The sequence below is a fragment of the Niallia endozanthoxylica genome, assembly GCF_008710145.1.
Taxonomy (GTDB): domain Bacteria; phylum Bacillota; class Bacilli; order Bacillales; family Cytobacillaceae; genus Bacillus_BD; species Bacillus_BD endozanthoxylica.
Genome location: NZ_VYKL01000015.1, coordinates 271,271 through 295,943, shown reverse-complemented (window position 1 = coordinate 295,943; position 24,673 = coordinate 271,271). Strand labels below are relative to the sequence as shown.

Below are 24,673 nucleotides of genomic sequence, written 5' to 3'. Positions count from 1 at the left end.
ATGGAGAAAATGACCACACAGGAGACTATAACAGAATTAAGCCAAAAGCCATCCATCTATTCGCTACAGCTTTCAGAGTTAAAGGAATGGTTAAAGGAACAGAATGAGAAAGCATTTAGAGCGGAGCAGATTTTTGATTGGTTATATAAAAAAAGAGTGTCTGATTTTGCTCAAATGAGTAATTTATCTAAGAATTTACGGGATATGCTCTCGGAGCATTTTACTTTGACAACTCTAAATACAATTATTAAGCAGGAATCAGCTGACGGAACGATTAAATTTTTATTCGAACTTCACGATGGTTATTCTATTGAGACTGTATTAATGCGGCATGACTATGGAAATTCAGTTTGTGTTACTACGCAAGTGGGTTGTAGGATTGGCTGTACGTTTTGCGCCTCAACTCTTGGGGGTCTTAAGCGACATTTAGAAGCAGGTGAAATCGTCTCGCAGGTGGTTAAAGTTCAACAGGCCCTTGATGAAACAGAGGAACGAGTCAGCTCTGTTGTCATTATGGGAATTGGTGAGCCATTTGATAACTTTGACAATATGCTCTCTTTTTTAAAGATAATTAATCATGATCAAGGCTTAAATATAGGTGCAAGACATATCACTGTTTCAACGAGTGGGATTATTCCGAAAATCTATCAATTTGCTGATGAGAATATGCAAATTAACTTTGCTATCTCATTGCATGCACCAAATACCGAATTACGGAGCCGGTTAATGCCGATTAATAAGGCATATAAACTTCCGGATTTGATGGAAGCTGTTCGATATTATATAAATAAAACAGGCCGTCGGGTTAGCTTTGAATACGGGTTATTTGGAGGAGTCAACGATCAGGTTGAACATGCCAAAGAATTAGCCAGTTTAATAAAAGATGTAAAATGTCATGTTAATTTAATTCCGGTCAATTATGTTCCTGAACGTGATTATGTCCGCACACCGCGTGATCAAATTTTTCTATTTGAAAAAACGTTGAAAGATGCTGGTGTGAATGTAACTATTCGTCGGGAACAAGGATCTGATATTGATGCAGCATGTGGACAGTTGCGTGCAAAGGAACGAAAAGAAGAGACGAGGTGAAGATATGAAGACTATTTTCGTGACAGACAAAGGAAAGGTTCGTCAGCATAATGAAGACAGCGGCGGTGTATTTATTAGCCAATCTGGGCAACGCCTTGCCATTGTAGCAGATGGGATGGGAGGGCATCGTGCAGGCGATGTTGCTAGTAAAATGGCTTTAATAAAGCTGCAGGAGGAATGGGAAAAAACAGTTAGAATTGAAACGGCTGACCAAGCCGAGAACTGGCTGAAGAATCATATCAATCAAGTCAATAGGGTCCTTTATGAACATTCGAAAAAACATTCCGAATGCGAGGGAATGGGGACAACTATTGTGGCAGCAATTGTTACTGATCTATTTTCCACCATCGCTCATATAGGGGATAGTCGCTGTTATATTTTAAATGAGACTGGGTTCTCTCAGGTAACAGAAGATCATTCACTTGTTAATGAACTTGTACGTTCCGGAGAGATTTCGAAAGAAGATGCTGAACATCATCCTCGTAAGAATGTATTATTAAGAGCGTTAGGTACTGAAATTTCAGTTGAAATGGATATTAAAACGATTCTTTTTGAAGAGGGTGACCGTCTTTTACTTTGTTCTGATGGATTATCTAATAAGGTAACGGAAACGGAAATAGTCGATATTCTGAAAAATGATTTGGAAATTGAGGTAAAGGCACATTCCCTTGTTAAGCTCGCTAATAATCATGGCGGTGAGGATAATATTACACTCATTATTGTTGAATATGGTCCTGTTGGCATTAAGGGTGATGTAGAGTGATGATTGGGAAACGAATAAGCGGCCGCTATAAAATATTGGAGATGGTTGGCGGCGGAGGAATGGCTAATGTTTATTTAGCTCATGATATGATTCTTGACAGAGATGTGGCAGTGAAAGTGTTACGGCTTGACTTTGCTGACAATGAAGAATTTATTCGCAGGTTTCACAGGGAAGCTCAATCGGCTACAAGCCTTGCTCATCCAAATATTGTGAATATTTTTGATGTCGGAGAAGAAGAAAATTCTATTTATTACATCGTCATGGAATATGTAAAAGGACAAACCCTCAAAGAATACATACAAAATCATTCACCTATTCCGATTGAAAAAGCCATTGATATTATGCAACAGCTGACATCAGCCATTTCACACGCGCATCATAATCATATCATTCACCGAGATATTAAACCGCAAAATATACTGATGGACTTGAATGGGAATGTCAAAATAACTGATTTCGGCATTGCAATGGCGTTAAGTGCAACGAGTATAACTCAAACCAATTCAGTGCTCGGCTCCGTTCACTATTTATCGCCAGAACAAGCTAGAGGGGGAGTTGCCACTAATAAATCAGATATTTATTCACTCGGTATTGTTATGTTTGAATTATTAACAGGTAGGCTTCCATTTTCTGGTGAATCAGCTGTTTCTATTGCTTTAAAGCATTTGCAGTCTGAAACTCCTTCATTACGAAGATGGAATCCATCTATTCCTCAGAGTGTTGAAAATATTGTTTTAAAGTCTACTGCTAAGGATCCTTTCCATCGATATGCAAGTGTCGAAGAGATGGAGGATGATATAAGAACTTCTTTGAATCTAGAACGTTTGGATGAACCTAAATTTTCAGTTCCTATGGATGAAGATGCAACAAAAGCAATACCAATTATTACGGATGATGGGCCTTATTCTAATCTTGATGAAACAATTGTTCATGAAAAAGATTTCAAATTGAATTCTGATGAGACATCTGTAAAAGCAACAGAAAATGGGAAGAGTAAAAAGAAAAGAAAAAAATTGCCGATTATATTATTTTCAATTTTAAGCTTTTTAATTATTCTTAGTGTGTTAACGATTACTGTTTTACCAGGTCTCTTCTCTCCGAAGGATATCGAGATTCCGGATGTTGCAGGTATGGAATTAGATCAAGCTGTTACTGAGCTTGTTACAGCTGGATTTGTGATTGGTGGCACAAAAGAGATAAGCCATGAGGAGCTCGAAGAAGGCTATGTTGTAAAAACAGAACCTAAAGCAGGCAAAAAGGTAAAGGAAGGCACAACGGTCACTATTTTTGAAAGCTCCGGAAAAGAGACATTTGAGTTATTGGACTATACAGAAAGAATGTATGATGATGTTGTAACTCTATTAAAAGAAAAGGGTTTTAAAGATATTAAGAAAAAAGAAGTTTATGATGAAGAGACGAGTGTTGGGATGATTTTAGATCAAAATTATCCAGCAGGAGAAGAAGTGGTACCTGATGAAACAATCCTTGAATTTACGATTTCTAAAGGCCCCGCGATGATTGAAGTGAAGGATCTATCTGGGACTAATGCTTCGGGTGTACAAGCTTATGCTGAATCGGAAGGGTTAGCGGCAGATGTTTCGCAGGAGCAATTCAGTGATACGGTTACAAAGGGTCTTGTCATATCCCAAACACCGGCACCTGGTACAGCGGTCAAAAAAGGCTCAAAAATTACAGTCATTATTTCAAAAGGTCCTGAGGAAATACCGCCAAAAACTGTGACTAAAGAAATTGATATTCCATATGAGCCTGAAGTAGAGGGAATGCCACAGGAGGTTCAAATCTTTATTGAAGATATGAACAATAGCATGACAGTTGCGGATGAAACTTTCTATATTCAAGAAAATACTAGAAAAGTTATCGAATTAATCATTGTTCATGGGGAATCAGCCGGTTATAAAGTAATGCGTGACAAAAGTGTCATTCTTGAAGAAGCTGTACCCTACCCGGAATAAAGTGAAACTTCCATCAGTGGGGGGTTCTTCATCCCCCGCTGATGGTTAGTTGAGGCCCACAGGATGTGGGTCACACAGACGTTGCCAAAAATGTGGCGTTCTTCGTCTGTGATTCCGCTAATGGACCTTTACGGGCAGTTGATTCCCCATCTATCTTCTTTTGTATATTCAGAATCTTGATGTGGGGGTCTTACTGCCCGTTAAGAGTGGGATAAATTAGAAGAGCTGCACTACCTGTCAGACGCGACTAGGCGGTGAAGCTGAACAATATTGAATTAAGGGAGCGTTGCTATGCCTGAAGGCAAAATTGTTAAAGCGTTGAGTGGTTTTTATTATGTTTTCAGTAATGATAAATTAGTTCAATGCCGTGGTCGGGGAGTTTTTCGTAAGAATAAAATTACTCCATTAGTCGGAGATGAGGTAGTCTTTCAAGCTGAAAATGACACGGAGGGCTATATTCTTGAAATCAAAGAGCGAAAAAATGAGTTAGTTCGTCCCCCGATTGCAAATGTTGATCAAGCTATCCTCGTTTTTTCGGCAGTAGAACCGGATTTTAGCACCGCTCTATTAGACCGGTTTCTTGTACTGATTGAATACAATCGGATTCGTCCATTAATTTGTATTACAAAAATGGATCTGACGAGTGAGGCTGAAAAAATCAATATCCATAAGTTTGCAGAGGATTATCAAAAAGCAGGCTATGATGTTTTATTAACCTCTTCAGAAACAGCAGAAGGGATTAACGAATTGTTACCTTATATAAAAGGAGAAATCTCTGTCTTTGCCGGGCAGTCAGGTGTTGGTAAATCCTCATTATTAAATGTGCTTCGTCCTGACTTAAGTTTAAAAACAAATGATATATCTAATCATCTTGGCCGGGGAAAACATACGACAAGACATGTAGAACTCATCCATATTGGTGAGGGGCTTGTAGCAGATACTCCTGGATTTAGCTCTTTAGAATTTACTGAAATAGAAGCAGAGGAGCTAAACTTCTGTTTTCCTGAAATTCAAGCACTTAGTGAAGAATGTAAGTTTCGCGGCTGTCTGCATATCTCTGAGCCAAAATGTGCTGTTAAATCGGCTTATGAGGACGGGGAATTGCCAGCCTACCGATATGAACATTATTTAGAGTTTCTAGACGAGATAAAAAATAGAAAGCCGAGGTATTAATGATGATAAAAATTGCACCATCTATACTATCTGCTGATTTTTCAAAATTAGGAGAAGAGATTAAGGACGTTGAAAAGGGCGGGGCCGACTACATCCATGTTGATGTGATGGATGGACATTTTGTTCCAAATATAACCATTGGCCCGTTAATTGTTGAAAGCATTAGACCTATTACTAAGCTCCCGCTCGATGTGCATTTAATGATTGAAAATCCTGATCAATATATTGAAGCATTTGCAAAAGCAGGTGCTGACTATATTACCGTTCATGTGGAGGCATGCAGGCATATGCACCGCACAATCCAGTTAATAAAATCATTTGGTGTAAAAGCAGGTGTTGTTTTGAATCCGGCAACACCTGTGCAAATGATTGATCATATTATTGACGACCTTGACATGGTATTATTAATGTCAGTAAATCCCGGGTTTGGCGGACAAAAATTTATTCCGTCAGTGCTTACTAAAATTAAACAAGTTAAAGAATTAGTAGTTCAAAAAGGATTGAATGTTGAGATTGAAGTAGACGGTGGTGTCAATAAAGAAACGGCTCCCCTTTGTATTCAAGCAGGTGCGACTGTTTTGGTTGCCGGCTCTGCTGTTTATGATCAAGCTAATCGCGAGCAAGCCATTGCAGCATTAAGGGGATAAAGAAGATAAAAAAGAAGTCAGCTATTATGCCGGCTTCTTTTCTTTCATTTTAGCTTTGTTTATTAACATGATTAATTTTTGACTCATAACATGGTTCGTTAATATAGCCTTTATTTTGGAAGTATTCAATTATACATAAGGAAAGGATGGAGAAAATGATTATTCATTTATTAGGTGGTGGTCCTGATAATCTTTTACCTGATTTTAGTTTGTATCATGAGCAAGATATTGTTTGGGCAGGGGTGGACCGTGGTGTATATACGTTAATTGAAAAAGGGATTAACCCTAATATTGCATTTGGCGATTTTGATTCAGTGACTGATGAGGAATTCTCATTTATTAATAAGAAGGTTATGAAGTTGAATAAATATAAACCAGAGAAGGACGAAACGGATATGGAGCATGCTCTTAATTGGGCTATCGCGCAGCAGCCTCGTACAGTTCGAATGTTTGGTTCAACGGGAGGAAGATTGGATCATATGTTTGGAAATGTTCAATTATTGCTCAAAGCAAGTATAAATAATCAATTTGTTCAAATTGAAATGATTGACCAACAAAACACAATCTTTATTCGAACCCCAGGGGAGTATTCAATTGATGCTTTGGCTGAAAAAAAATATATTTCCTTTATTCCTCTTTCTAACCATGTAAAAGGCATTACACTAAAGGGTTTTAAATATCCATTGATAAATCGCCATATTTCGTTGGGCTCGACATTATGTATTAGTAATGAGCTTATTGGTGATTATGGTACTTTTTCTTTTTCTGAAGGCATATTAATGATTGTAAGAAGTACCGATTGATTAAAAAGCTTGAAAATAAATGTACTTATTACCGATATTTGAATAAGATAATGTGGTTGAAAAATTCAAAGTCGTTTTAAACTGGTTAGCACCATCCTAGTTTGTATGATGTTTGAGGAGGGACATAATTATGAAATTTTATACAATTAAGTTGCCTAAATTTTTAGGCGGTCTTGTCCGGGCTATGTTAGGTACGTTTAAAAAGGGATGACAAACCATTATTAACTAACCTTTGGAAAATAGATATAAACTTAACCTTTATGCACCCATTATTGGGTGTTTTTGTTCGCCTGCATCTAAATAAAAAAAAGACGTCCTAAAAGGACGTCACTCTTCATTATACGCGTTCAACTTTACCTGATTTTAACGCTCTTGCAGAAACCCAAACACGCTTTGGCTTTCCGTTAACAAGAATACGAACTTTTTGAAGGTTAGCACCCCATGTACGTTTGTTAGCGTTCATAGCGTGGGAACGTGCATTACCTGTAGTTGTTTTTTTACCAGTTACAACACATTTGCGTGGCATATATTTTCCCTCCTTACTAGAAAAACTGAATCGTTTCTACAGTTCAGTTACATTTTTATTAATCAGATCTTTTATCCATCCGGAAAAATGAGAAAAACAGGACAAACTCCGTTTTTCATCCATTAAAGATACCTTAATAATTTATCATACAACCATTCTGATTGCAATACTTCAAATCAAACCTTTCAAGAAAAATTACTTGACAATAAGAAAAGCGAAAGCCGGTCGTCCCTAGTGCCCCGAGTTCGACAGCTTTAGATGCTCCGGATGCTGGTCCAGTCTTTAATCGACATAATCCATCAAACAGATAATTTCTCGAAAATTAACGCATAATAAGTATGCCTTTTAAAATAGGAAAGCTTATAGTAAAATGGCAGTAGTCAAGGAGCAATTTCCAAAAGGGGGAAAACTCATGTCCATCGAATTAAAAACAACATACGGACAAATAGATATATCAAATGACGTTATAGCAACCATCGCAGGCGGTGCAGCAGTTGATTGTTATGGAATTGTCGGGATGGCATCAAAAAATCAAATTAAAGATGGTTTAACAGATATTTTACGTAAAGAAAACTTTACCCGCGGCGTCATTGTGCGTCAAGAGGAAGAAAAAGTACATATTGATATGTATATTATCGTAAGTTACGGTACAAAAATTTCAGAGATTGCCCATAATGTTCAATCAAAAGTGAAATATACATTGGATAAAACAGTTGGACTTGCCGTTGACACAGTAAATATATACGTTCAGGGTGTTCGTGTAACGAATCCGTAGTGAGGGAGGAAGAATTGTGTCAATTACAGTTTTGGACGGAAAACGTTTTGCAGAAATGATTATTCAGGGAGCTAATCATTTAGCTGCTAATGCCCAATATGTTGATGCATTAAACGTATTTCCTGTTCCAGATGGTGATACTGGAACAAATATGAATTTATCAATGACTTCTGGAGCGAAAGAAGTTAAACAAAATGTTCAAGAACATATTGGTAAAGTGGGATCAGCACTTTCAAAAGGTTTGTTAATGGGTGCGAGAGGTAACTCTGGGGTTATTCTATCCCAGTTATTTCGAGGTTTTTCAAAAGCCATTGAACAAAAAGCATTGATTAACGGAACGGAATTTGTCCGTGCATTTGAGGCGGGCGTTGAGACTGCCTATAAAGCAGTTATGAAGCCGGTGGAAGGAACAATTCTTACAGTTGCTAAAGATGCTGCCAAAATGGGAGTTATAGCAGCAAAGAAAAGTGATGACCTTATTTACATTATGGAAGAAGTTGTGAAAGAAGCAAAGGCATCATTAAATCGTACACCTGATTTGCTGCCGGTATTAAAGGAAGTAGGCGTGGTTGATAGCGGCGGACAAGGGCTTGTTTTTGTTTATGAAGGTTTTCTAGCTGAACTAAAAGGAGAACAGCTGCCTGATTCACCATCAAGTCTGCCGTCAATGGATGAACTTGTAAGTGCTGAACATCATAAAAGTGTACAGGGCCATATCAATACAGAAGATATCGTTTTTGGTTATTGTACTGAGTTTATGGTCAGGTTAGAGGATAAGAAACCTTTTTCTGAAGAACTCTTCCGACAAGATTTGAGTAAATATGGTGATTCCTTATTGGTCATATCTGATGATGAGGTAGTAAAAGTGCATATCCACTCAGAAGAACCGGGCAATGTGTTGAATTACGGTCAAAGCTACGGAAGCCTAATCAACATGAAAATTGAAAATATGCGTCAGCAGCACACGAATATCGTTGGTGAAACACACAGAGTATTAAAAGAAGCAGAACCTGCACCAAATAAGGAAAAGCAGGAATTCGGAATTGTTGCTGTCTCAATGGGAAGCGGAGTGGCTGATTTATTTAGAAGTATTGGAGCTCATGTTGTCATTGAAGGCGGACAAACAATGAATCCGAGCACTGAAGACATTGTAAAAGCTGTGAAAGAAGTACATGCTCATAAGGTAATCATCCTGCCGAATAATAAAAATATTATTATGGCTGCTGAGCAGGCAGTGGAACTTTGTGATGAAGACGTTGTGGTTATTCCGTCAAGAACGGTTCCGCAGGGGTTATCTGCACTGCTTGCATTTAATCCTAATGCTGATTTAGCTTCAAATAAAATGATTATGTCTGAGGCACTTCAACAGGTAAAAACAGGGCAAATTACTTTTGCTGTTCGGGATACTACGATTGATGGTCTTGAAATTGAAAAAGATGATTTTATGGGTATATTAGATGGTAAAATCGTCGTTAAAAACAAAAAAATGCAAAACACTGCAACGGAGCTGTTAGAACAAATGATTGATGAAGATTCTGAAATTGTCACAATCTTACAAGGGGTGGATTCGTCTGATGAAGATGTGACAGCATTAGTTTCATTTATCGATGAACGTTTTCCAGATGTTGAAGTGGAAGTCCATAACGGAAAGCAGCCGTTATATCCATTTATCATTGCAGTTGAGTGATTTTATATAGAGGCTTTGCGACCTGACACCTTTTCGCTATATATGGTAAATCAATAGGGTATAATTCTCTCGTTTTTTATAGTAACAATAAATGATTTGTTGCTATAAACTATGAAGAAGGATTATACCCTTTTTTATTAGCAATCACCCCTTATTTGGAGGTTGTGAAGTGAAGTATAAAAGTGTCTTTGATATTATCGGACCTATAATGATTGGACCGTCTAGTTCTCATACTGCAGGTGCTGCACGAATTGGCAGAATAGCACGCAGTTTATTTGGAAGAGAACCGAAGTGGGCGAAAATATCCTTTTATGGATCTTTTGCCCAAACGTACCGCGGGCATGGAACGGATGTAGCCATTGTAGGGGGCTTACTGGATTTTGATACTTTTGATAAGCGGATTATTGATTCAATTAACATCGCTAGGCAAAAAAGTATCGTGCTTCAATTTATTATCGAAGATGCCATTCCTGTTCATCCCAATACTGCCCGCGTCCGTATCGGAGATGAGAATGGGGAATTAGAGCTGGTTGGAATTTCAATCGGCGGAGGAAAAATAGAAGTGATTGAGCTAGATGGATTCGCCCTGCGACTTTCAGGTAATCATCCGGCCATTCTCGTTTTTCATCATGATAAATTTGGGACCATTGCAAGTGTATCGAATGTACTTGCCAAATATTTAATTAATATTGGACATATGGAGGTTGCGAGAAAAGAGGTTGGAAAACAGGCGCTTATGACCATCGAAGTCGATCAAACTATTGATCCTTCTATACTAAAGGAATTAGAGAAGCTCGATAATATTAGCAAGGTAACTAAAATCGTCGAATAGAAGCTAGATTACGCCTTCCGTGTGGTCAAAAAGAAAAAAGGAAAAGATACAATGAAGGAAGGTTAAAACATGTTTCGTACAGTTGCAGAGCTAGTTGAACAAGCAAATAAGTATAAAAAGAAAATATCCGAAATAATGATTGAGCAAGAAATAAATATTACCGGACGTTCCAGAGAAGAGATTCTTGCTCTAATGGAACAAAATCTAGGTGTAATGGAGAAAGCCGTTGAACGCGGTCTCGCGGGTGTTCAGTCTCATTCGGGATTAACAGGCGGGGATGCTGTCCTGGTTCAAAAATATCTTGAAAAAGGACAATTCTTAGCAGGGGATCTTATTCTTGATGCGGTTAGTAAAGCGATGGCAACGAATGAAGTGAATGCAGCTATGGGTACTATCTGTGCAACTCCGACAGCTGGTTCGGCGGGCGTGGTTCCTGGAACATTATTTGCTTTAAAAAATAAACTGAACCCAACACGGGAACAAATGCTTGCCTATCTTTTTACTGCTGGAGCCTTTGGTTTTGTTATAGCCAATAATGCGTCGATTTCAGGAGCAGCTGGCGGCTGTCAGGCTGAAGTTGGTTCGGCTGCAGGAATGGCTGCGGCTGCAATTGTAGAAATGCGGGAAGGAACTCCTAATCAATGTGCGGAAGCGATGGCTATAACATTAAAAAATATGTTAGGATTAGTATGTGACCCTGTGGCAGGTTTAGTGGAAGTCCCATGTGTAAAAAGAAATGCAATGGGAGCGGCCAATGCCATAGTGGCAGCCGATATGGCACTCGCAGGTATTACAAGCAGAATTCCATGCGATGAGGTGATTGGTGCGATGTATAAAATCGGGCAATCGATGCCGACGGCGCTTAAAGAAACAGGACAGGGAGGGTTGGCGGCTACACCAACCGGTCGCAGACTTGAAGCAAAGATCTTTGGTAGGCCGATTAATTAAGTGACAAATCTATTAAAACAATCTGTAACTGCCGTAAAAGGCATAGGAGAAGAAACAGCAGCGGCATTAGCTGATATGAAATTATATACGATTCAAGATTTATTAGAGCATTTTCCGTATCGGTATGAAGATTATCGTCTTCGTGATTTAGCAGAAGTGAAGCATGAGGAGAAAATAACAATTGAAGGGAAGGTTCATAGTGAGCCTTCTCTTACCTATTATGGTCGAAAACGATCTCGTTTAACCATACGTCTCCTGGTGGGTCGTTATTTAATTCAAGTAGTGCTATTTAATCAGCCATATTTAAAGAAAAAGATAGCGATGAATGAACAAGTGACGGTTTCAGGAAAATGGGATGGGCACAGGCAAATGCTTACAGCGAGTGAACTGAAAATTGGTTCTTCTGCTGGATCAAAGGATTTTGAACCGGTGTATGCTATAAAAGGGGATATGACTATGAAGGGAATAAGACGCTGTATTCAGCTAGCTTATTCCCAATTTGGCCAATTGGTAGAGGAAACTATACCAGGTTCGTTACGAAAAAAGTATAAATTAATGAACAGAAGGGAAGCACTAAGAGCTCTTCATTATCCACTTGATCAGAACGATTTAAAACAAGCGAGGAGACGGTTTGTCTATGAGGAATTTCTTTTATTTCAATTAAAAATGCAGACGCTTCGCAAAATAGAACGCGAGCAGTCAAAAGGTATTTCACAGGTATATGAAGAAGAAAAAACGGCTGAGTTTATTGCACATCTGCCATTTCCATTAACCAATGCCCAGGTTAGAGTAGTAAATGAAATTCTTTCAGACATGAAATCGATTTACCGTATGAACCGTCTGCTGCAGGGGGATGTAGGTTCGGGTAAGACAGTAGTGGCAGCTATTTCTTTATTTGCCAGTGTTTCCGCCGGGTTTCAAGGAGCGCTGATGGTGCCAACTGAAATTTTAGCTGAGCAGCATGCGGAATCTTTAAAGGGACTGCTTGAGCCTGCGGGTATTTTCTGTGAACTTTTAACGAGCTCTGTGAAAGGTAAAAGACGAAAAGAAATTCTTAGTCGTTTAAAAACAGGTGAAATTCATATTTTAATTGGTACGCATGCCTTGATTCAAGAGGAAGTAGAATTTAAAAAACTCGGGCTTGTGATTACGGACGAGCAGCACCGTTTTGGGGTTGAACAGCGCCGTATTCTAAGAGAAAAAGGCGAAAATCCAGATGTTTTATTTATGACGGCAACGCCAATTCCGCGTACGTTAGCAATTACTGCATTTGGTGAAATGGATGTGTCGATTATTGATGAAATGCCTGCGGGAAGAAAGACCATTGAAACGTATTGGGTAAAGCCTGATATGATGGACAGAATACTCGGCTTTATGAATAAAGAGTTGCAGAAGGGACGTCAAGTCTATGTTATTTGTCCTTTAATTGAAGAATCAGACAAGCTTGATGTGCAAAATGCGATTGATGTACACAGCACTCTTGTACATTATTTTCAAAACCGCTTTGAAATAGGTCTGATGCATGGGCGTCTCCCTGCAAACGAAAAAGATGCTGCAATGAAGGAGTTTAGTGACAATAAATTACATGTTCTTGTCTCTACAACTGTTGTCGAAGTAGGCGTCAATGTTCCTAATGCCACACTAATGGTCATTTACGATGCCGAGCGTTTTGGTCTTTCTCAGCTGCATCAGCTTAGGGGAAGGGTTGGCAGAGGCAGTGAACAATCCTATTGTATATTGCTGGCAGATCCTAAATCGGAAAATGGTAAAGAACGAATGAAAATTATGACCGAAACAAATGATGGTTTTGTACTAAGTGAAAAAGATCTTGAACTGCGCGGACCCGGAGATTTCTTTGGGAAAAAGCAAAGCGGTGTGCCGGAATTTAAGGTAGCAGATATGATACATGATTATAGAGCTTTAGAAACAGCCAGACAGGATGCGCATCTTCTTGTAGAATCGACTTATTTTTGGAATGCGGAAGAATATCAGCCATTACGAAGCTATCTCGAAGAAACTGGAGTATTCGATGGTGAAAATTTAGACTAATATATACAGGAGCACTCAGCTTTCCATTCCAGTTGAGTGCTTTTTAGTATTCTTTATAGGATGCACTTCGTATTTTGTGGTTTCATAATCTGTAAGGAGGTTATACTTTTATTCTTGCAATCTGTTTTTTAAAAATATATACTACTATTAGTACCTAGTCTTAGTATCGTGGACGGTGTCATAAATGAAAAGAAATAAGCGGGACAGACAAAAAAACTTACAGGTAACCATTAAAGAAAATCCGTTTATTACCGATGAAGAATTGGCAGAAAAATTCTCAGTAAGTGTTCAAACGATTCGGTTGGACCGGCTTGAATTATCTATTCCAGAGTTAAGAGAACGAATTAAGCATGTTGCAGCAACAAAGTTTGAGGACGAGGTTCGCTCTCTGCCTATTGAAGAGGTCATTGGAGAAATTATTGATATTGAATTAGATAAAACAGCCATTTCTATTTTTGATGTAAAACCTGAGCATGTTTTTAAGCGGAATCACATAGCACGTGGTCATCATTTATTTGCGCAGGCTAATTCACTTGCTGTTGCTGTTATTAATGATGAACTTGCGCTGACAGCAAAAGCAAACATCCATTTTATCCATTCAGTTAAAGAAGGTGAGCGGGTGGTTGCGAAAGCAAAGGTTAGCAATATTGATAATGAAATAGGCCGAACAATCGTGGAAGTTCAGAGCTTTGTCAATAATCAACTAGTGTGCAAAGGTGAATTTGAAATGTATCGCTCGGGAGAATGAGTGAATGCAGGTAGAAGGGTAGTGGACAGACATCATGAAAATTGCTATTGATGCTATGGGTGGAGATCATGCCCCAAAAGAAATTGTGCTGGGAGCTCTAAAAGCAATCGAAACCTATACCGATGTTCAAATTGTACTTGTCGGGGATGAAAAAAAAATCAAAGAATATATGAAGGATCATGATCGAATCTCCATTATTCATACCGAAGAAGTGATATCCAGCCAGGACGAGCCTGTCCGCGCTGTAAGAAGAAAGAAAAACGCTTCAATGGTGCTTGCTGCCAAGGAAGTAGCCGATGGGAGAGCAGATGCCTGTATATCGGCCGGCAATACTGGCGCGTTGATGGCTGCAGGCCTGTTTATTGTAGGAAGAATTGAGGGGATTGAACGCCCAGCACTTTCACCAACTCTACCTACAATTGGCGGAGAGGGGTTTGTACTTTTAGACGTTGGAGCTAATGCTGATGCTAAGCCTGAACATCTCCTCCAATACGCTTTAATGGGTTCTATATACAGTCAAAAGGTAAGAGGGGTATCAAATCCTCGTGTCGGTTTATTGAATATTGGTGCGGAAGAGAAAAAAGGAAATGAGCTCACAAAACATACATATGAATTAATGCAAAATTTAGAAGTGAATTTTATTGGTAATGTAGAGGCTCGTGATTTAATGGAAGGTGTTTGTGATGTAGCAGTCACAGATGGATTTACAGGTAATATGGTGCTGAAAACGGTTGAAGGAACCGCCATGTCGATTATGAAAATGTTAAAATCTGCATTAATGTCAAGTTGGAAAAGCAAGCTTGCGGCTGCTGTCTTAAAGCCTGATTTATATCAATTAAAGACTAAAATGGACTATTCAGAGTATGGCGGTGCAGGCCTCTTTGGTCTAAAGGCACCTGTTATTAAAGCACATGGATCCTCTGATGCGACGGCTATCTTCAACGCGGTTAGACAAACACGCGAGATGGTGGAAGGACAGGTAGTAGAAACCATTAGAGCAGCTGTTGAAAAAACGAGAACGAATAGTCAATCATAGGAGGAAAGTAATGAGTAAAATAGCTTTTATATTTCCTGGTCAAGGTTCACAAACAGTTGGAATGGGAAAATCTTTAGCAGAGACGTATCAGCCTTCCAATGATTTTTTTGTGAAGGCTGATAAAAAATTGGAATACCCTCTTACAAAGCTGATATTTGAAGGGCCTCAGTCTGAGCTGACATTGACTTCTAATGCACAGCCGGCTCTTTTAACAACCAGTATTGCAATTATGGAGTACTTTAAACAGTCAGGTATTACACCTAATTATGTAGCCGGCCATAGTCTTGGAGAATATACTGCCCTTGTTGCTGCTGGCGCCTTCTCTTTTGAAGAAGGGGTTTATGCGGTTCATAAAAGAGGCGAATTTATGGAATTAGCTGTCCCTAATAGGGAAGGAACAATGGCTGCAGTGCTTGGACTTGACAGTGACAAATTGGAAGCTGTCACAAATGAAATTTCAGAAAGCGGCCATCTTGTGCAATTGGCAAATATTAACTGCCCAGGACAAATTGTCATATCCGGGACAAGAAAAGGTGTTGAACTAGGCGGTATTAAAGCAAAAGAAGCCGGAGCAAAACGCGTGCTGCCTCTTGAAGTTAGCGGACCTTTTCATTCTGAATTAATGAAGCCGGCTGCCGAAAAGCTTAGAGCGGTGCTTGATGAAATGAACATTACGGACGCAAAGGTGCCTGTAATTGCCAATGTATCAGCATCAGAGATGTCCAATGCAGCAGAAATAAAAGAAAAACTAATTGAGCAGCTTTATTCACCCGTTCAATGGGAGAAGAGTGTACAGAAAATGCTTGATTTAGGCGTAACGACATTTATTGAAATTGGTCCTGGAAAAGTGTTATCCGGCTTGGTCAAGAAAGTAAGCCGTACGGCAGTTACTTATGCAGTCTCAGATGAGAAAACATGCCAAGAAGTCATGGAAGCATTGAAGGAGGGGACAAGATGAAATTAGCAGGTAAAAAAGTATTAGTCACAGGTGCTTCTCGTGGAATTGGCCGAGAAATTGCGTTAGAACTTGCAAGACAGGGCGCTGATGTTGCGGTTAACTATGCCGGCAGTGAAGCAAAGGCTTTGGAAGTTGTGGATGAAATAAAAGGAATGGGAAGAGATTCATTCGCCGTTCAATGTGATGTTTCAAACAGTGATTCTGTGGCAAATATGGTAAAAGAAACAATTGAAAGATTTGAAAGACTCGATATTCTTGTTAATAATGCTGGAATTACAAAAGATAACCTGCTGATGCGTATGAAGGAAAGCGAATGGGATGATGTCATGAATATCAACCTTAAAGGTGTATTCCTTTGTACAAAAGCAGTGACGAGACAAATGATGAAGCAAAAAAGCGGCCGAATCATTAATATTTCTTCCATTGTCGGTGCCATGGGAAACGCAGGACAAGCAAACTATGTTGCTGCTAAAGCCGGTGTCATCGGATTAACGAAAACAACAGCTAAAGAGCTTGCTCCAAGAGGGATTACTGTTAACGCAATAGCCCCTGGATTTATCACAACAGAAATGACTGATAAATTATCGGAGGAAATTCAGCAAGAGATGTTAAAAGCCATACCTCTGGCACAGTTCGGTGAGCCAAAGGATATAGCCAATGCAGTTATATTTCTTGCATCTGATGATAGCCGTTACATCACTGGACAAACGATTCATGTTAATGGCGGAATGGTCATGTAACAAAGGCTGTCTTACGTATTTTATTATCTTTAAAATTAAATCTAGCTAATCTATTTGAAATACTCTATAATGACCTGAGGGGAGGTGAATGACCAATGGCAGAGGTATTAGAACGCGTAACAAAAATCATTGTAGACCGTTTAGGTGTAGAAGAATCTCAAGTAACTTTAGAGGCTTCTTTTAAAGATGATCTTGGTGCAGATTCCCTTGATGTAGTTGAACTTGTTATGGAACTTGAAGATGAGTTTGACATGGAAATTTCTGACGATGATGCTGAAAAAATCGCAACAGTCGGTGATGCTGTGAATTACATACAAGCAAAACAATAATCGTTGGATTCACAAAGCTCCGTATACTTACGGGGCTTTCTTTTATGATAAAGTTCGAAAAATACAATTAGGCAAAATAAAGCTTTTTTAAAAGTTTCTTTGCCTTTTTTATCGTTATTAATTAAACTTTTATAGGTAGTTAAGTTTCTAGTTAAGGTGGAATTATAAATGCGTAAGAATGGAAAAGAGAAAAAAGGTATACGCACGCATGATAGACAATTTAAAGAATTACAGGAAACGATTGGTATTTCATTTACAAACATCAAATTATTAAAGCAAGCCTTTACCCATTCTTCATATGTCAACGAACATAGAAGAAAGCCGTACGAGGACAATGAACGTTTAGAATTTTTAGGTGATGCGGTACTTGAACTAACGGTTTCGAAATTTTTATTTTTAAAATATCCAATGATGAGTGAAGGAGAGTTGACTAAATTACGGGCAGCCATTGTATGTGAACCATCCCTCGTGGCATTTGCTAATGAGCTTCAATTCGGGAAATTCATTTTGCTTGGTAAGGGAGAGGAATTGACAGGCGGCCGTGAGAGACCTGCTTTATTAGCTGACGTATTTGAGGCATTCATTGGTGCTCTCTTTTTGGATAAAGGTATTGACACAGTTGTTGCTTTTTTGGAGAAGTATGTTTTTCCAAAGGTCAATGCGGGGGCTTTTTCACATGTTATGGATTTCAAGAGTCAGCTTCAAGAATTAGTTCAACGGGACAGCACAGGAATGATTGAATACAAAATCCTGGTAGAAAAAGGTCCGGCGCACAACCGTGAATTTATCTCTGTTGTCTTGTTAAATGGAGCAGAGATTGGTACAGGTGCGGGGCGTTCGAAAAAAGCAGCCGAGCAGCATGCAGCCCAAATGGCTCTGGAAAAGCTAAAAGCACATCTACATGGAAATTTAACAGAAACGCATCCAGAGTAAGGAGGAAGCACAGTGTTTCTAAAACGATTAGATATTGTGGGCTTTAAATCGTTTGCTGAGCGAATAGCAGTGGATTTTGTTCAAGGGGTCACTGCTGTTGTCGGTCCTAATGGAAGTGGAAAGAGCAATATTACCGATGCTATTCGCTGGGTTTTAGGGGAACAATCCGCTAAATCGCTTCGGGGGGCAAAAATGGAAGATATTATTTTTGCTGGAAGCGATTCGCGAAAACCTCTTAACTTTGCAGAAGTCACATTAACATTAGACAACGAAGATCAATTTCTGCCTGTCGATTATAACGAAGTCAGCGTTACAAGAAGGGTCTTTCGTTCTGGTGACAGTGAATTCTTCATTAATAAACAATCATGCCGTTTAAAGGATATTGTTGATCTTTTTATGGATTCAGGGCTTGGAAGAGAAGCGTTTTCGATTATCAGCCAAGGAAAAGTGGAAGAGATTCTCAACAGTAAAGCTGAGGACCGACGGACTATTTTTGAAGAAGCAGCCGGTGTATTAAAATATAAAACAAGAAAAAAGAAGGCTGAAGGAAAGTTAAATGAAACCGAAGAAAATTTAAATCGTGTGAACGATATACTTTTTGAATTAGAGGGGCAGATTGAACCACTAAAAATTCAAAGCTCAATAGCAAGAGACTATCTAGAACAAAAAGAAGCGCTGGAAAAAGTAGAAGTTGCTGTAACTGTGTTTGAAATTGAAGAATTACATACCAAATGGAAATCGATGTCTGAGAAAGTGCAGGAACATAAGCAAAACGAAATAAAGCTTTCCACAAACTTGCAAAGAAAAGAAGTTAAGCTTGAAGAGCTACGAAATCATATGACGGCGTTAGATGAGTCGATAAATGATTTGCAAAATGTACTGCTTCATGCAAGTGAGGAGCTCGAGAAGCTTGAGGGCAGAAAAGAAGTTTTAAAGGAAAGAAAGAAAAATGCGGCTCAAAATAAAGTACAGCTAGAGAATAGTGTAAAAGACTTGAGCAAAAAGGCAGAAAGTTTAACCATTCAAAAAGAAAAGCTCGAGAAGCAGGCTCTTGTGCTTGAAGCCGAAGCAGACACATTAAAGACCCAGTTAAAAGATAAACAAGGACAAATGAACCGCCTTAGTGAAAATATTGAGCAAACGATAGATGATAGAAAAAGTGAATATATTGAGGTTTTAAATAAACAGGCTGCTGCGAAAAACGAATTACATCTCATTGAGCAGCAATTAAAACAGTTAAGTGAAAGAAATGGCAGACAGGAAGATGATAATGCCAAATATATTGCCGAGCGTGCTGAGCTGCAGAAAACGATAATGAAAATTAAAAATTCATTAAAGGCAGTTCAACAAGAGCTAGAAAATCAAGCCCACCTTTATCATAAGGAACAGGGGAAGTATGAAGCATTAAAAAATATGTATGACAAAAACGAGAAAACCCTGTATCAAGCGTATCAGTACTTGCAGCAAACAAAATCACGCAAAGAGATGCTTGAAGAGTTGGAAGAAGGATATGCTGGATTTTTCCAAGGGGTTAAAGAGGTTTTAAAAGCCCGGCAAGGGAAATTGCAGGGGATTGAAGGTGCCATCGCTGAATTAGTTTCGGTACCAAAGGAATATGAGGTTGCCATAGAAACAGCTTTAGGTGCGAGCATGCAGCATATTGTAGTTCGTAATGAGCAGGATGGCAGACACGCGATCCAGTATTTAAAAAACAATCGTTTTGGGCGTGCTACTTTCCTGCCTCTAGGTGTTATAAAAGGAAAATCGTTAGCAAGTAATCAATTGCAACTAATTTCTAAACATCCTGACTTTGTTGGCGTTGCGTCGGATCTTATTAGCTTTGATTCAGCTTATGAAGATATCATGAAAAGTCTCTTAGGGATGGTTGTCATTACGAAGGATTTAAAGAGCGCGAATGAAATGGCAAAGCTACTTGGCTATCGCTGCCGATTTGTGACGCTCGACGGTGATCTTGTCAATGCAGGAGGATCTATGACCGGGGGAGCCGTTAAGCAAAATTCTTCTTCACTATTGTCGCGAAAAAGTGAACTTGATGAGCTGAAGGAAAAATTAGCTGATATGGAAGATAAAACAACTAATTTAGAAGCTAAAATCAAGGGGTTAAAAACGGATGTAGTATCGAAGGAGCAAGAACTTGATCACATGCGTAAAAATGGCGAAACGCTAAGATTGAAAGAGCAGGCCATTAAAGGGCAATTAAGAGAAGCAGAGCTACAGGAAAAGAATATGAATGAACGTCTTTCAATCTATGATCTTAATCAAAAAGAGTATCTGATTGAAAAGGAAAGAATGACAGACCGAAAGAAGCTTCTTTCAAGTTTATTAGAAAATCAGCATTCGGCTATCGTGCAGCTTGAAACTGAGATTCAAAAGTTAAGTGAGCAAAAGGTCTCGCAAAACTTATCCAAAGATTCCTTGCTTTCAGAAATTAGCGAGTTAAAAGCTCTATTAGCTGCAAAAAATGAACAGGTGAATTATACAAAAGAAAAACTAGCTTCAGTTTCATTTGAACTGGAAGACAGCGAAAAAAAACTGCGATTCTATCAGGAGGATTTGCAACTATTGGACTCCGAAATGTCTGAGAGCTCGTCAGGAGAAAGTAAACTGGAAGCAGCAGCAACAGAAAAACTCCGTGATAAAAATGAAACAGTGAACCTGATTGCAGGTAGACGGAGAGAACGTCTGAACATACAGAGTGAACTTGATGACCTAGAGCTGGAAATTAAAGAATTAAAGCGTCAGCATAGAGGCTTGTCTGTTTTTATGAAGGATGAAGAGGTACAGCTGAATCGTCTTGATGTAGAGCTAGAAAATAAATTGGCACACCTACGAGAAGAATACTTGTTATCATATGAAGGGGCTAAGGAAGCTTACCCGCTCATGCTTTCAATTGATGAAGCACGGACGAAAGTCAAATTAATCAAGTTGGCACTAGAGGAGCTTGGGACTGTTAATCTTGGTGCAATAGAGGAATATGAAAGAGTTTCAGAACGCTATGAGTTTCTAAAGGAGCAAAGAAACGATCTTCAAGAAGCAAAAAATACGTTATTCCAAGTAATCGATGAGATGGATGTTGAAATGAAAAGACGGTTTCAGCAGACGTTTGAAGAGGTTCGTTTTCATTTTGAATCAGTGTTTAAAGAATTATTTGGCGGCGGCAGAGCAGATTTGCGTTTAACAAATTCACAGGATTTATTAAACACAGGGATAGAGATTGTTGCACAGCCTCCTGGTAAAAAACTGCAAAACTTAGGACTGCTTTCTGGAGGAGAACGGGCTTTAACTGCAATTGCACTGTTATTTTCTATTTTAAAAACTAGACCTGTCCCATTCTGTATTCTAGATGAAGTAGAAGCAGCTCTTGATGAAGCAAACGTGTACCGCTTTAGCCAATATTTAAAACGATACAGCAAGGAAGCTCAATTTATCGTTATCACTCATCGTAAAGGAACGATGGAAGAGGCGGATGTTTTATATGGTGTCACCATGCAGGAATCGGGAGTCTCCAGGCTGGTATCTGTCCGACTTGAAGAGACAAAAGAATTTGCAGCTCCTTAAGGACGTCCCCATAATAATGTCTTCCATTAGCTGTTGAGTTCAGAAGAATAATCAGTATGTATATAAATATAAAGGAAGTGATTCTGTGAGTTTTTTCAAAAAATTAAAAGAAAAAATTACAAAGCAAACAGATAGTGTGACGGAAAAATTTAAAGAAGGCTTAACAAAAACAAGGGACAGCTTCACAGGCCGTGTAAATGATCTTGTTTCCCGTTATCGAAAGGTGGATGAAGAGTTTTTTGAAGAGCTGGAAGAAATCCTCATTCAAGCGGATGTTGGCTTCGATACGGTGATGACTCTTATCGAAGAATTAAAACGTGAGGTACAAAGAAAAAATATCCAAGATCCAAATGAAGTACAAAGTGTTATCTCTGAAAAGCTTGTTGCCATTTATGAGGGAGGCGAAAATGCGTCTTCTTCATTAAATATTCAGGAGAATGCCTTAACGGTCATCTTGTTCGTTGGTGTAAATGGTGTTGGTAAAACGACAACAATTGGTAAATTAGGTTATCAATTTAAATCGGAAGGAAAGAAGGTTTTAATGGCAGCAGGAGATACCTTCAGAGCAGGTGCTATTGAACAATTGGAAGTATGGGGAGAACGAGTTGGCGTTGAAGTCATTAAGCAAGCAGCCGGTTCAGATCCAGCTGCTGTTATGTTTGATGCGATTCAAGCAGCAAAATCAAGAAATGCAGATATTCTGTTATGTGATACAGCAGGGCGTCTGCAAAATAAAGTTAATTTGATGAAAGAATTAGAAAAAGTAAAACGGGTGATTGAAAGGGAAATTCCTGGTGCTCCTCACGAAGTATTGCTTGTGTTAGATGCTACTACAGGTCAAAATGCAATGATCCAGGCTAAAACGTTCAAGGAGGCAACGGACGTAACAGGAATCGTTTTAACCAAGCTTGACGGCACTGCAAAAGGAGGAATTGTCCTTGCAATTCGTAATGAGTTAAATATCCCGGTTAAATTTGTTGGACTCGGTGAAAAAATGGATGACCTGCAAACCTTTAATGCTGAACAATATGTTTATGGACTATTTGCTGACCTTGTCGAAAAGGCTGAATAAACGCTATATTGTAGGTTGAGCAAGGAGTTTCCACTTTTCTTTGTCTAGCTCCAGCGCCTAGCACCTAGTGGACTTCACACTTCCTCCGCAACGATTTCGTCAACATCGAATCACGCCTAGCGCGTTCTTCGTGTTTCCTTTATCTCAGTCCGGAGTGTTCCAGTCCATACGTCGCTAAGCAAGGCGCTTCCGCTTTTCGTATATGTAAAGATATTTTCTTGACATCTTAGTCATTAGTGTGTAGACTAACTTTTGTAAAGGCTTTTCACTTAACATAGGGGGAATCGCGATGCTTGAGAAAACAACGAGAATGAATTACTTATATGACTTCTATCAATCGTTGTTAACACCGAAGCAGCGCAGTTACATGGCTCTCTACTATTTAGATGATTTTTCCTTGGGTGAGATTGCAGAAGAATATAATGTTAGCCGTCAAGCTGTTTATGATAATATCAAACGGACGGAAATCATGCTTGAAGAATATGAAGAAAAGCTGTTATTATTCAAGAAATTTCAAGAGCGTACAAAGTTAATTGAGGAAATGAAAGAGAGACTGAAAGAGGAAACAGTATCTCTACATAAATTGTCTGAAATGGTTGATGAGCTTGCGAAATTAGATTAGGAGGCGGCATACATGGCATTTGAAGGTTTAGCCGACCGACTGCAAAGTACGATTCAAAAGATTCGTGGTAAAGGGAAGGTCACGGAATCAGACGTTAAAGAAATGATGCGTGAAGTACGACTAGCTCTTTTAGAAGCCGATGTTAACTTCAAAGTCGTGAAGGATTTTGTTAAAAAGGTTAGCGAACGTTCTGTTGGTCAAGAAGTAATGAAAAGCTTAACACCTGGACAACAAGTAATAAAGGTAGTTAAGGAAGAGCTGACAGAACTAATGGGTGGGGAACAGAGCAAAATTGCTGTTTCGAATAGGCCGCCAACTGTCATTATGATGGTTGGGCTGCAGGGTGCCGGTAAAACAACAACAACAGGGAAACTCGCAAACTTACTTCGTAAGAAATATAACCGCAATCCCATGCTTGTTGCCGCTGATATTTACCGACCAGCAGCAATTAAGCAGCTTGAAACGCTCGGAAAACAATTAAGCATGCCCGTCTTCTCACTTGGAGACCAAGTGAGCCCCGTAGAAATAGCTAAACAGGCTATTCAAAAGGCAAAAGATGATCATCATGACTATGTTTTGATTGACACAGCAGGGCGTTTACACGTGGATGAGGCATTGATGGATGAGCTTAAGCAAATTAAAGAGCTCACAAAGCCCGATGAGATTTTTCTTGTTGTCGATGCCATGACCGGTCAAGATGCTGTTAATGTAGCTTCTAGTTTTAATGAACAGCTTGGATTAACAGGTGTTGTCTTAACAAAACTTGATGGCGATACTCGTGGGGGTGCAGCACTTTCTATTCGTTCCGTTACCAATACACCAATCAAATTTGTTGGTCTTGGGGAAAAAATGGACGCAATTGAAACGTTTCATCCTGAAAGAATGGCCTCAAGAATTCTAGGCATGGGTGATGTTCTGACGCTTATTGAAAAAGCGCAGGCAAATGTTGATGAAGAAAAGGCAAGGGAACTAGAACAAAAGATGCGCACAGCATCCTTTACCTTTGATGACTTTCTTGAACAGCTTGGCCAGGTTCGCAATATGGGTCCATTAGATGAATTGCTGAAGATGATGCCAGGTGCGAACAAAATAAAGGGCTTAAATAATCTGCAGATTGACGATAAACAGATTGCCCATGTAGAAGCAATCATTAAATCAATGACAAAGCAGGAGAAAATACAGCCTGAAATTATTAATGCCAGCCGTCGTAAACGAATTGCGAAAGGAAGCGGTACTTCTGTTCCGGAGGTAAATCGACTGCTTAAGCAATTTGACGATATGAAAAAAATGATGAAGCAAATGGCTGGAATGCAGCAAAAAGGAAAGAAAAAAGGCGGTTTCAAATTTCCATTTAAACCGTTTTAATCTCTTGTCGGCAGTTTTTTCTAACT

General features: G+C 39.1%; 23 protein-coding genes. 22 read left to right on the top strand and 1 reads right to left on the bottom strand.

Features of this window, described 5'->3' with window-relative positions:
* From rlmN to spoVM, 7 genes are all read left to right on the top strand, one after another.
* Positions 1-1,089, top strand: coding sequence for a 23S rRNA (adenine(2503)-C(2))-methyltransferase RlmN (gene rlmN / locus F4V44_RS08540; protein ID WP_150440098.1), 1,089 nt, complete (start codon positions 1-3; stop codon positions 1,087-1,089).
* Positions 1,090-1,093: 4 nt separating this feature from the next.
* Positions 1,094-1,852 carry a Stp1/IreP family PP2C-type Ser/Thr phosphatase gene (locus F4V44_RS08535; RefSeq protein ID WP_150439573.1) on the top strand — a complete coding sequence of 253 codons (759 nt, stop codon included), beginning with the start codon at positions 1,094-1,096 and terminating at the stop codon, positions 1,850-1,852.
* Entirely contained in the window at positions 1,852-3,825 is a 1,974-nt protein-coding gene (gene pknB, locus F4V44_RS08530) for a Stk1 family PASTA domain-containing Ser/Thr kinase (protein ID WP_317978315.1), read from the top strand. The genes F4V44_RS08535 and pknB overlap by 1 nt, the downstream gene beginning before the upstream one ends.
* A 291-nt stretch (positions 3,826-4,116) precedes the next feature.
* Entirely contained in the window at positions 4,117-4,998 is an 882-nt protein-coding gene (gene rsgA / locus F4V44_RS08525) for a ribosome small subunit-dependent GTPase A (RefSeq protein ID WP_150439571.1), read from the top strand.
* 2 nt (positions 4,999-5,000) lie between these two features.
* Positions 5,001-5,645, top strand: a complete 645-nt coding sequence (gene rpe, locus F4V44_RS08520) for a ribulose-phosphate 3-epimerase (protein ID WP_150440097.1) — start codon at positions 5,001-5,003, stop codon at positions 5,643-5,645.
* 155 nt (positions 5,646-5,800) lie between these two features.
* On the top strand, positions 5,801-6,448 hold the full coding sequence (locus F4V44_RS08515; RefSeq protein ID WP_150439570.1) for a thiamine diphosphokinase: 648 nt from the start codon (positions 5,801-5,803) through the stop codon (positions 6,446-6,448).
* A 130-nt stretch (positions 6,449-6,578) separates the two neighbouring features.
* On the top strand, positions 6,579-6,659 hold the full coding sequence (gene spoVM, locus F4V44_RS08510) for a stage V sporulation protein SpoVM (RefSeq protein ID WP_071395378.1): 81 nt from the start codon (positions 6,579-6,581) through the stop codon (positions 6,657-6,659).
* A gap of 126 nt (positions 6,660-6,785) precedes the next feature.
* On the opposite strand, the gene rpmB is transcribed toward spoVM, so the two are convergent.
* A complete protein-coding gene (gene rpmB, locus F4V44_RS08505; protein ID WP_071395377.1) occupies positions 6,786-6,974 on the bottom strand; it encodes a 50S ribosomal protein L28 in 189 nt (62 codons plus the stop codon).
* A gap of 412 nt (positions 6,975-7,386) precedes the next feature.
* Between rpmB and F4V44_RS08500 the strand changes: the two genes are divergently transcribed.
* The 15 genes from F4V44_RS08500 to ffh all read left to right on the top strand — a co-directional run bounded on the left by F4V44_RS08500 (position 7,387) and on the right by ffh (position 24,647).
* On the top strand, positions 7,387-7,749 hold the full coding sequence (locus tag F4V44_RS08500) for an Asp23/Gls24 family envelope stress response protein (RefSeq protein ID WP_150439569.1): 363 nt from the start codon (positions 7,387-7,389) through the stop codon (positions 7,747-7,749).
* Between the two features lie 16 nt (positions 7,750-7,765).
* On the top strand, positions 7,766-9,436 hold the full coding sequence (locus tag F4V44_RS08495; protein ID WP_150439568.1) for a DAK2 domain-containing protein: 1,671 nt from the start codon (positions 7,766-7,768) through the stop codon (positions 9,434-9,436).
* A gap of 169 nt (positions 9,437-9,605) precedes the next feature.
* A complete protein-coding gene (sdaAB, locus tag F4V44_RS08490) occupies positions 9,606-10,268 on the top strand; it encodes an L-serine ammonia-lyase, iron-sulfur-dependent subunit beta (protein WP_150439567.1) in 663 nt (220 codons plus the stop codon).
* Between the two features lie 69 nt (positions 10,269-10,337).
* Positions 10,338-11,216 (top strand): L-serine ammonia-lyase, iron-sulfur-dependent, subunit alpha, encoded by an 879-nt coding sequence (gene sdaAA, locus F4V44_RS08485; RefSeq protein ID WP_150439566.1) that lies wholly within the window; start codon positions 10,338-10,340, stop codon positions 11,214-11,216.
* Positions 11,217-13,265: an ATP-dependent DNA helicase RecG gene (gene recG, locus F4V44_RS08480; protein ID WP_150439565.1), complete on the top strand. Its 2,049-nt coding sequence runs from the start codon at positions 11,217-11,219 to the stop codon at positions 13,263-13,265.
* Positions 13,266-13,449: 184 nt separating this feature from the next.
* The gene (gene fapR / locus F4V44_RS08475) at positions 13,450-14,013 is read left to right on the top strand and encodes a transcription factor FapR (protein ID WP_150439564.1); all 564 of its coding nucleotides are present in this window, start codon (positions 13,450-13,452) and stop codon (positions 14,011-14,013) included.
* Between the two features lie 34 nt (positions 14,014-14,047).
* Positions 14,048-15,049: a phosphate acyltransferase PlsX gene (gene plsX, locus F4V44_RS08470; RefSeq protein ID WP_150439563.1), complete on the top strand. Its 1,002-nt coding sequence runs from the start codon at positions 14,048-14,050 to the stop codon at positions 15,047-15,049.
* Positions 15,050-15,059: 10 nt separating this feature from the next.
* Positions 15,060-16,007: an ACP S-malonyltransferase gene (fabD, locus tag F4V44_RS08465; protein WP_150439562.1), complete on the top strand. Its 948-nt coding sequence runs from the start codon at positions 15,060-15,062 to the stop codon at positions 16,005-16,007.
* On the top strand, positions 16,004-16,747 hold the full coding sequence (gene fabG, locus F4V44_RS08460) for a 3-oxoacyl-[acyl-carrier-protein] reductase (RefSeq protein ID WP_150439561.1): 744 nt from the start codon (positions 16,004-16,006) through the stop codon (positions 16,745-16,747). The genes fabD and fabG overlap by 4 nt, the downstream gene beginning before the upstream one ends.
* Before the next feature lie 95 nt (positions 16,748-16,842).
* Positions 16,843-17,076: an acyl carrier protein gene (locus F4V44_RS08455; protein ID WP_071395368.1), complete on the top strand. Its 234-nt coding sequence runs from the start codon at positions 16,843-16,845 to the stop codon at positions 17,074-17,076.
* 168 nt (positions 17,077-17,244) lie between these two features.
* Entirely contained in the window at positions 17,245-18,009 is a 765-nt protein-coding gene (rnc, locus tag F4V44_RS08450; RefSeq protein WP_150439560.1) for a ribonuclease III, read from the top strand.
* A gap of 12 nt (positions 18,010-18,021) precedes the next feature.
* Entirely contained in the window at positions 18,022-21,588 is a 3,567-nt protein-coding gene (gene smc, locus F4V44_RS08445; RefSeq protein ID WP_150439559.1) for a chromosome segregation protein SMC, read from the top strand.
* A gap of 85 nt (positions 21,589-21,673) precedes the next feature.
* Positions 21,674-22,660, top strand: coding sequence for a signal recognition particle-docking protein FtsY (gene ftsY / locus F4V44_RS08440; RefSeq protein ID WP_150439558.1), 987 nt, complete (start codon positions 21,674-21,676; stop codon positions 22,658-22,660).
* Between the two features lie 289 nt (positions 22,661-22,949).
* Complete coding sequence (locus F4V44_RS08435) at positions 22,950-23,282, top strand: putative DNA-binding protein (RefSeq protein ID WP_150439557.1); 333 nt, start codon at positions 22,950-22,952, stop codon at positions 23,280-23,282.
* A gap of 12 nt (positions 23,283-23,294) precedes the next feature.
* Positions 23,295-24,647 carry a signal recognition particle protein gene (ffh, locus tag F4V44_RS08430; RefSeq protein ID WP_150439556.1) on the top strand — a complete coding sequence of 451 codons (1,353 nt, stop codon included), beginning with the start codon at positions 23,295-23,297 and terminating at the stop codon, positions 24,645-24,647.
* Positions 24,648-24,673 lie beyond the last annotated feature (26 nt).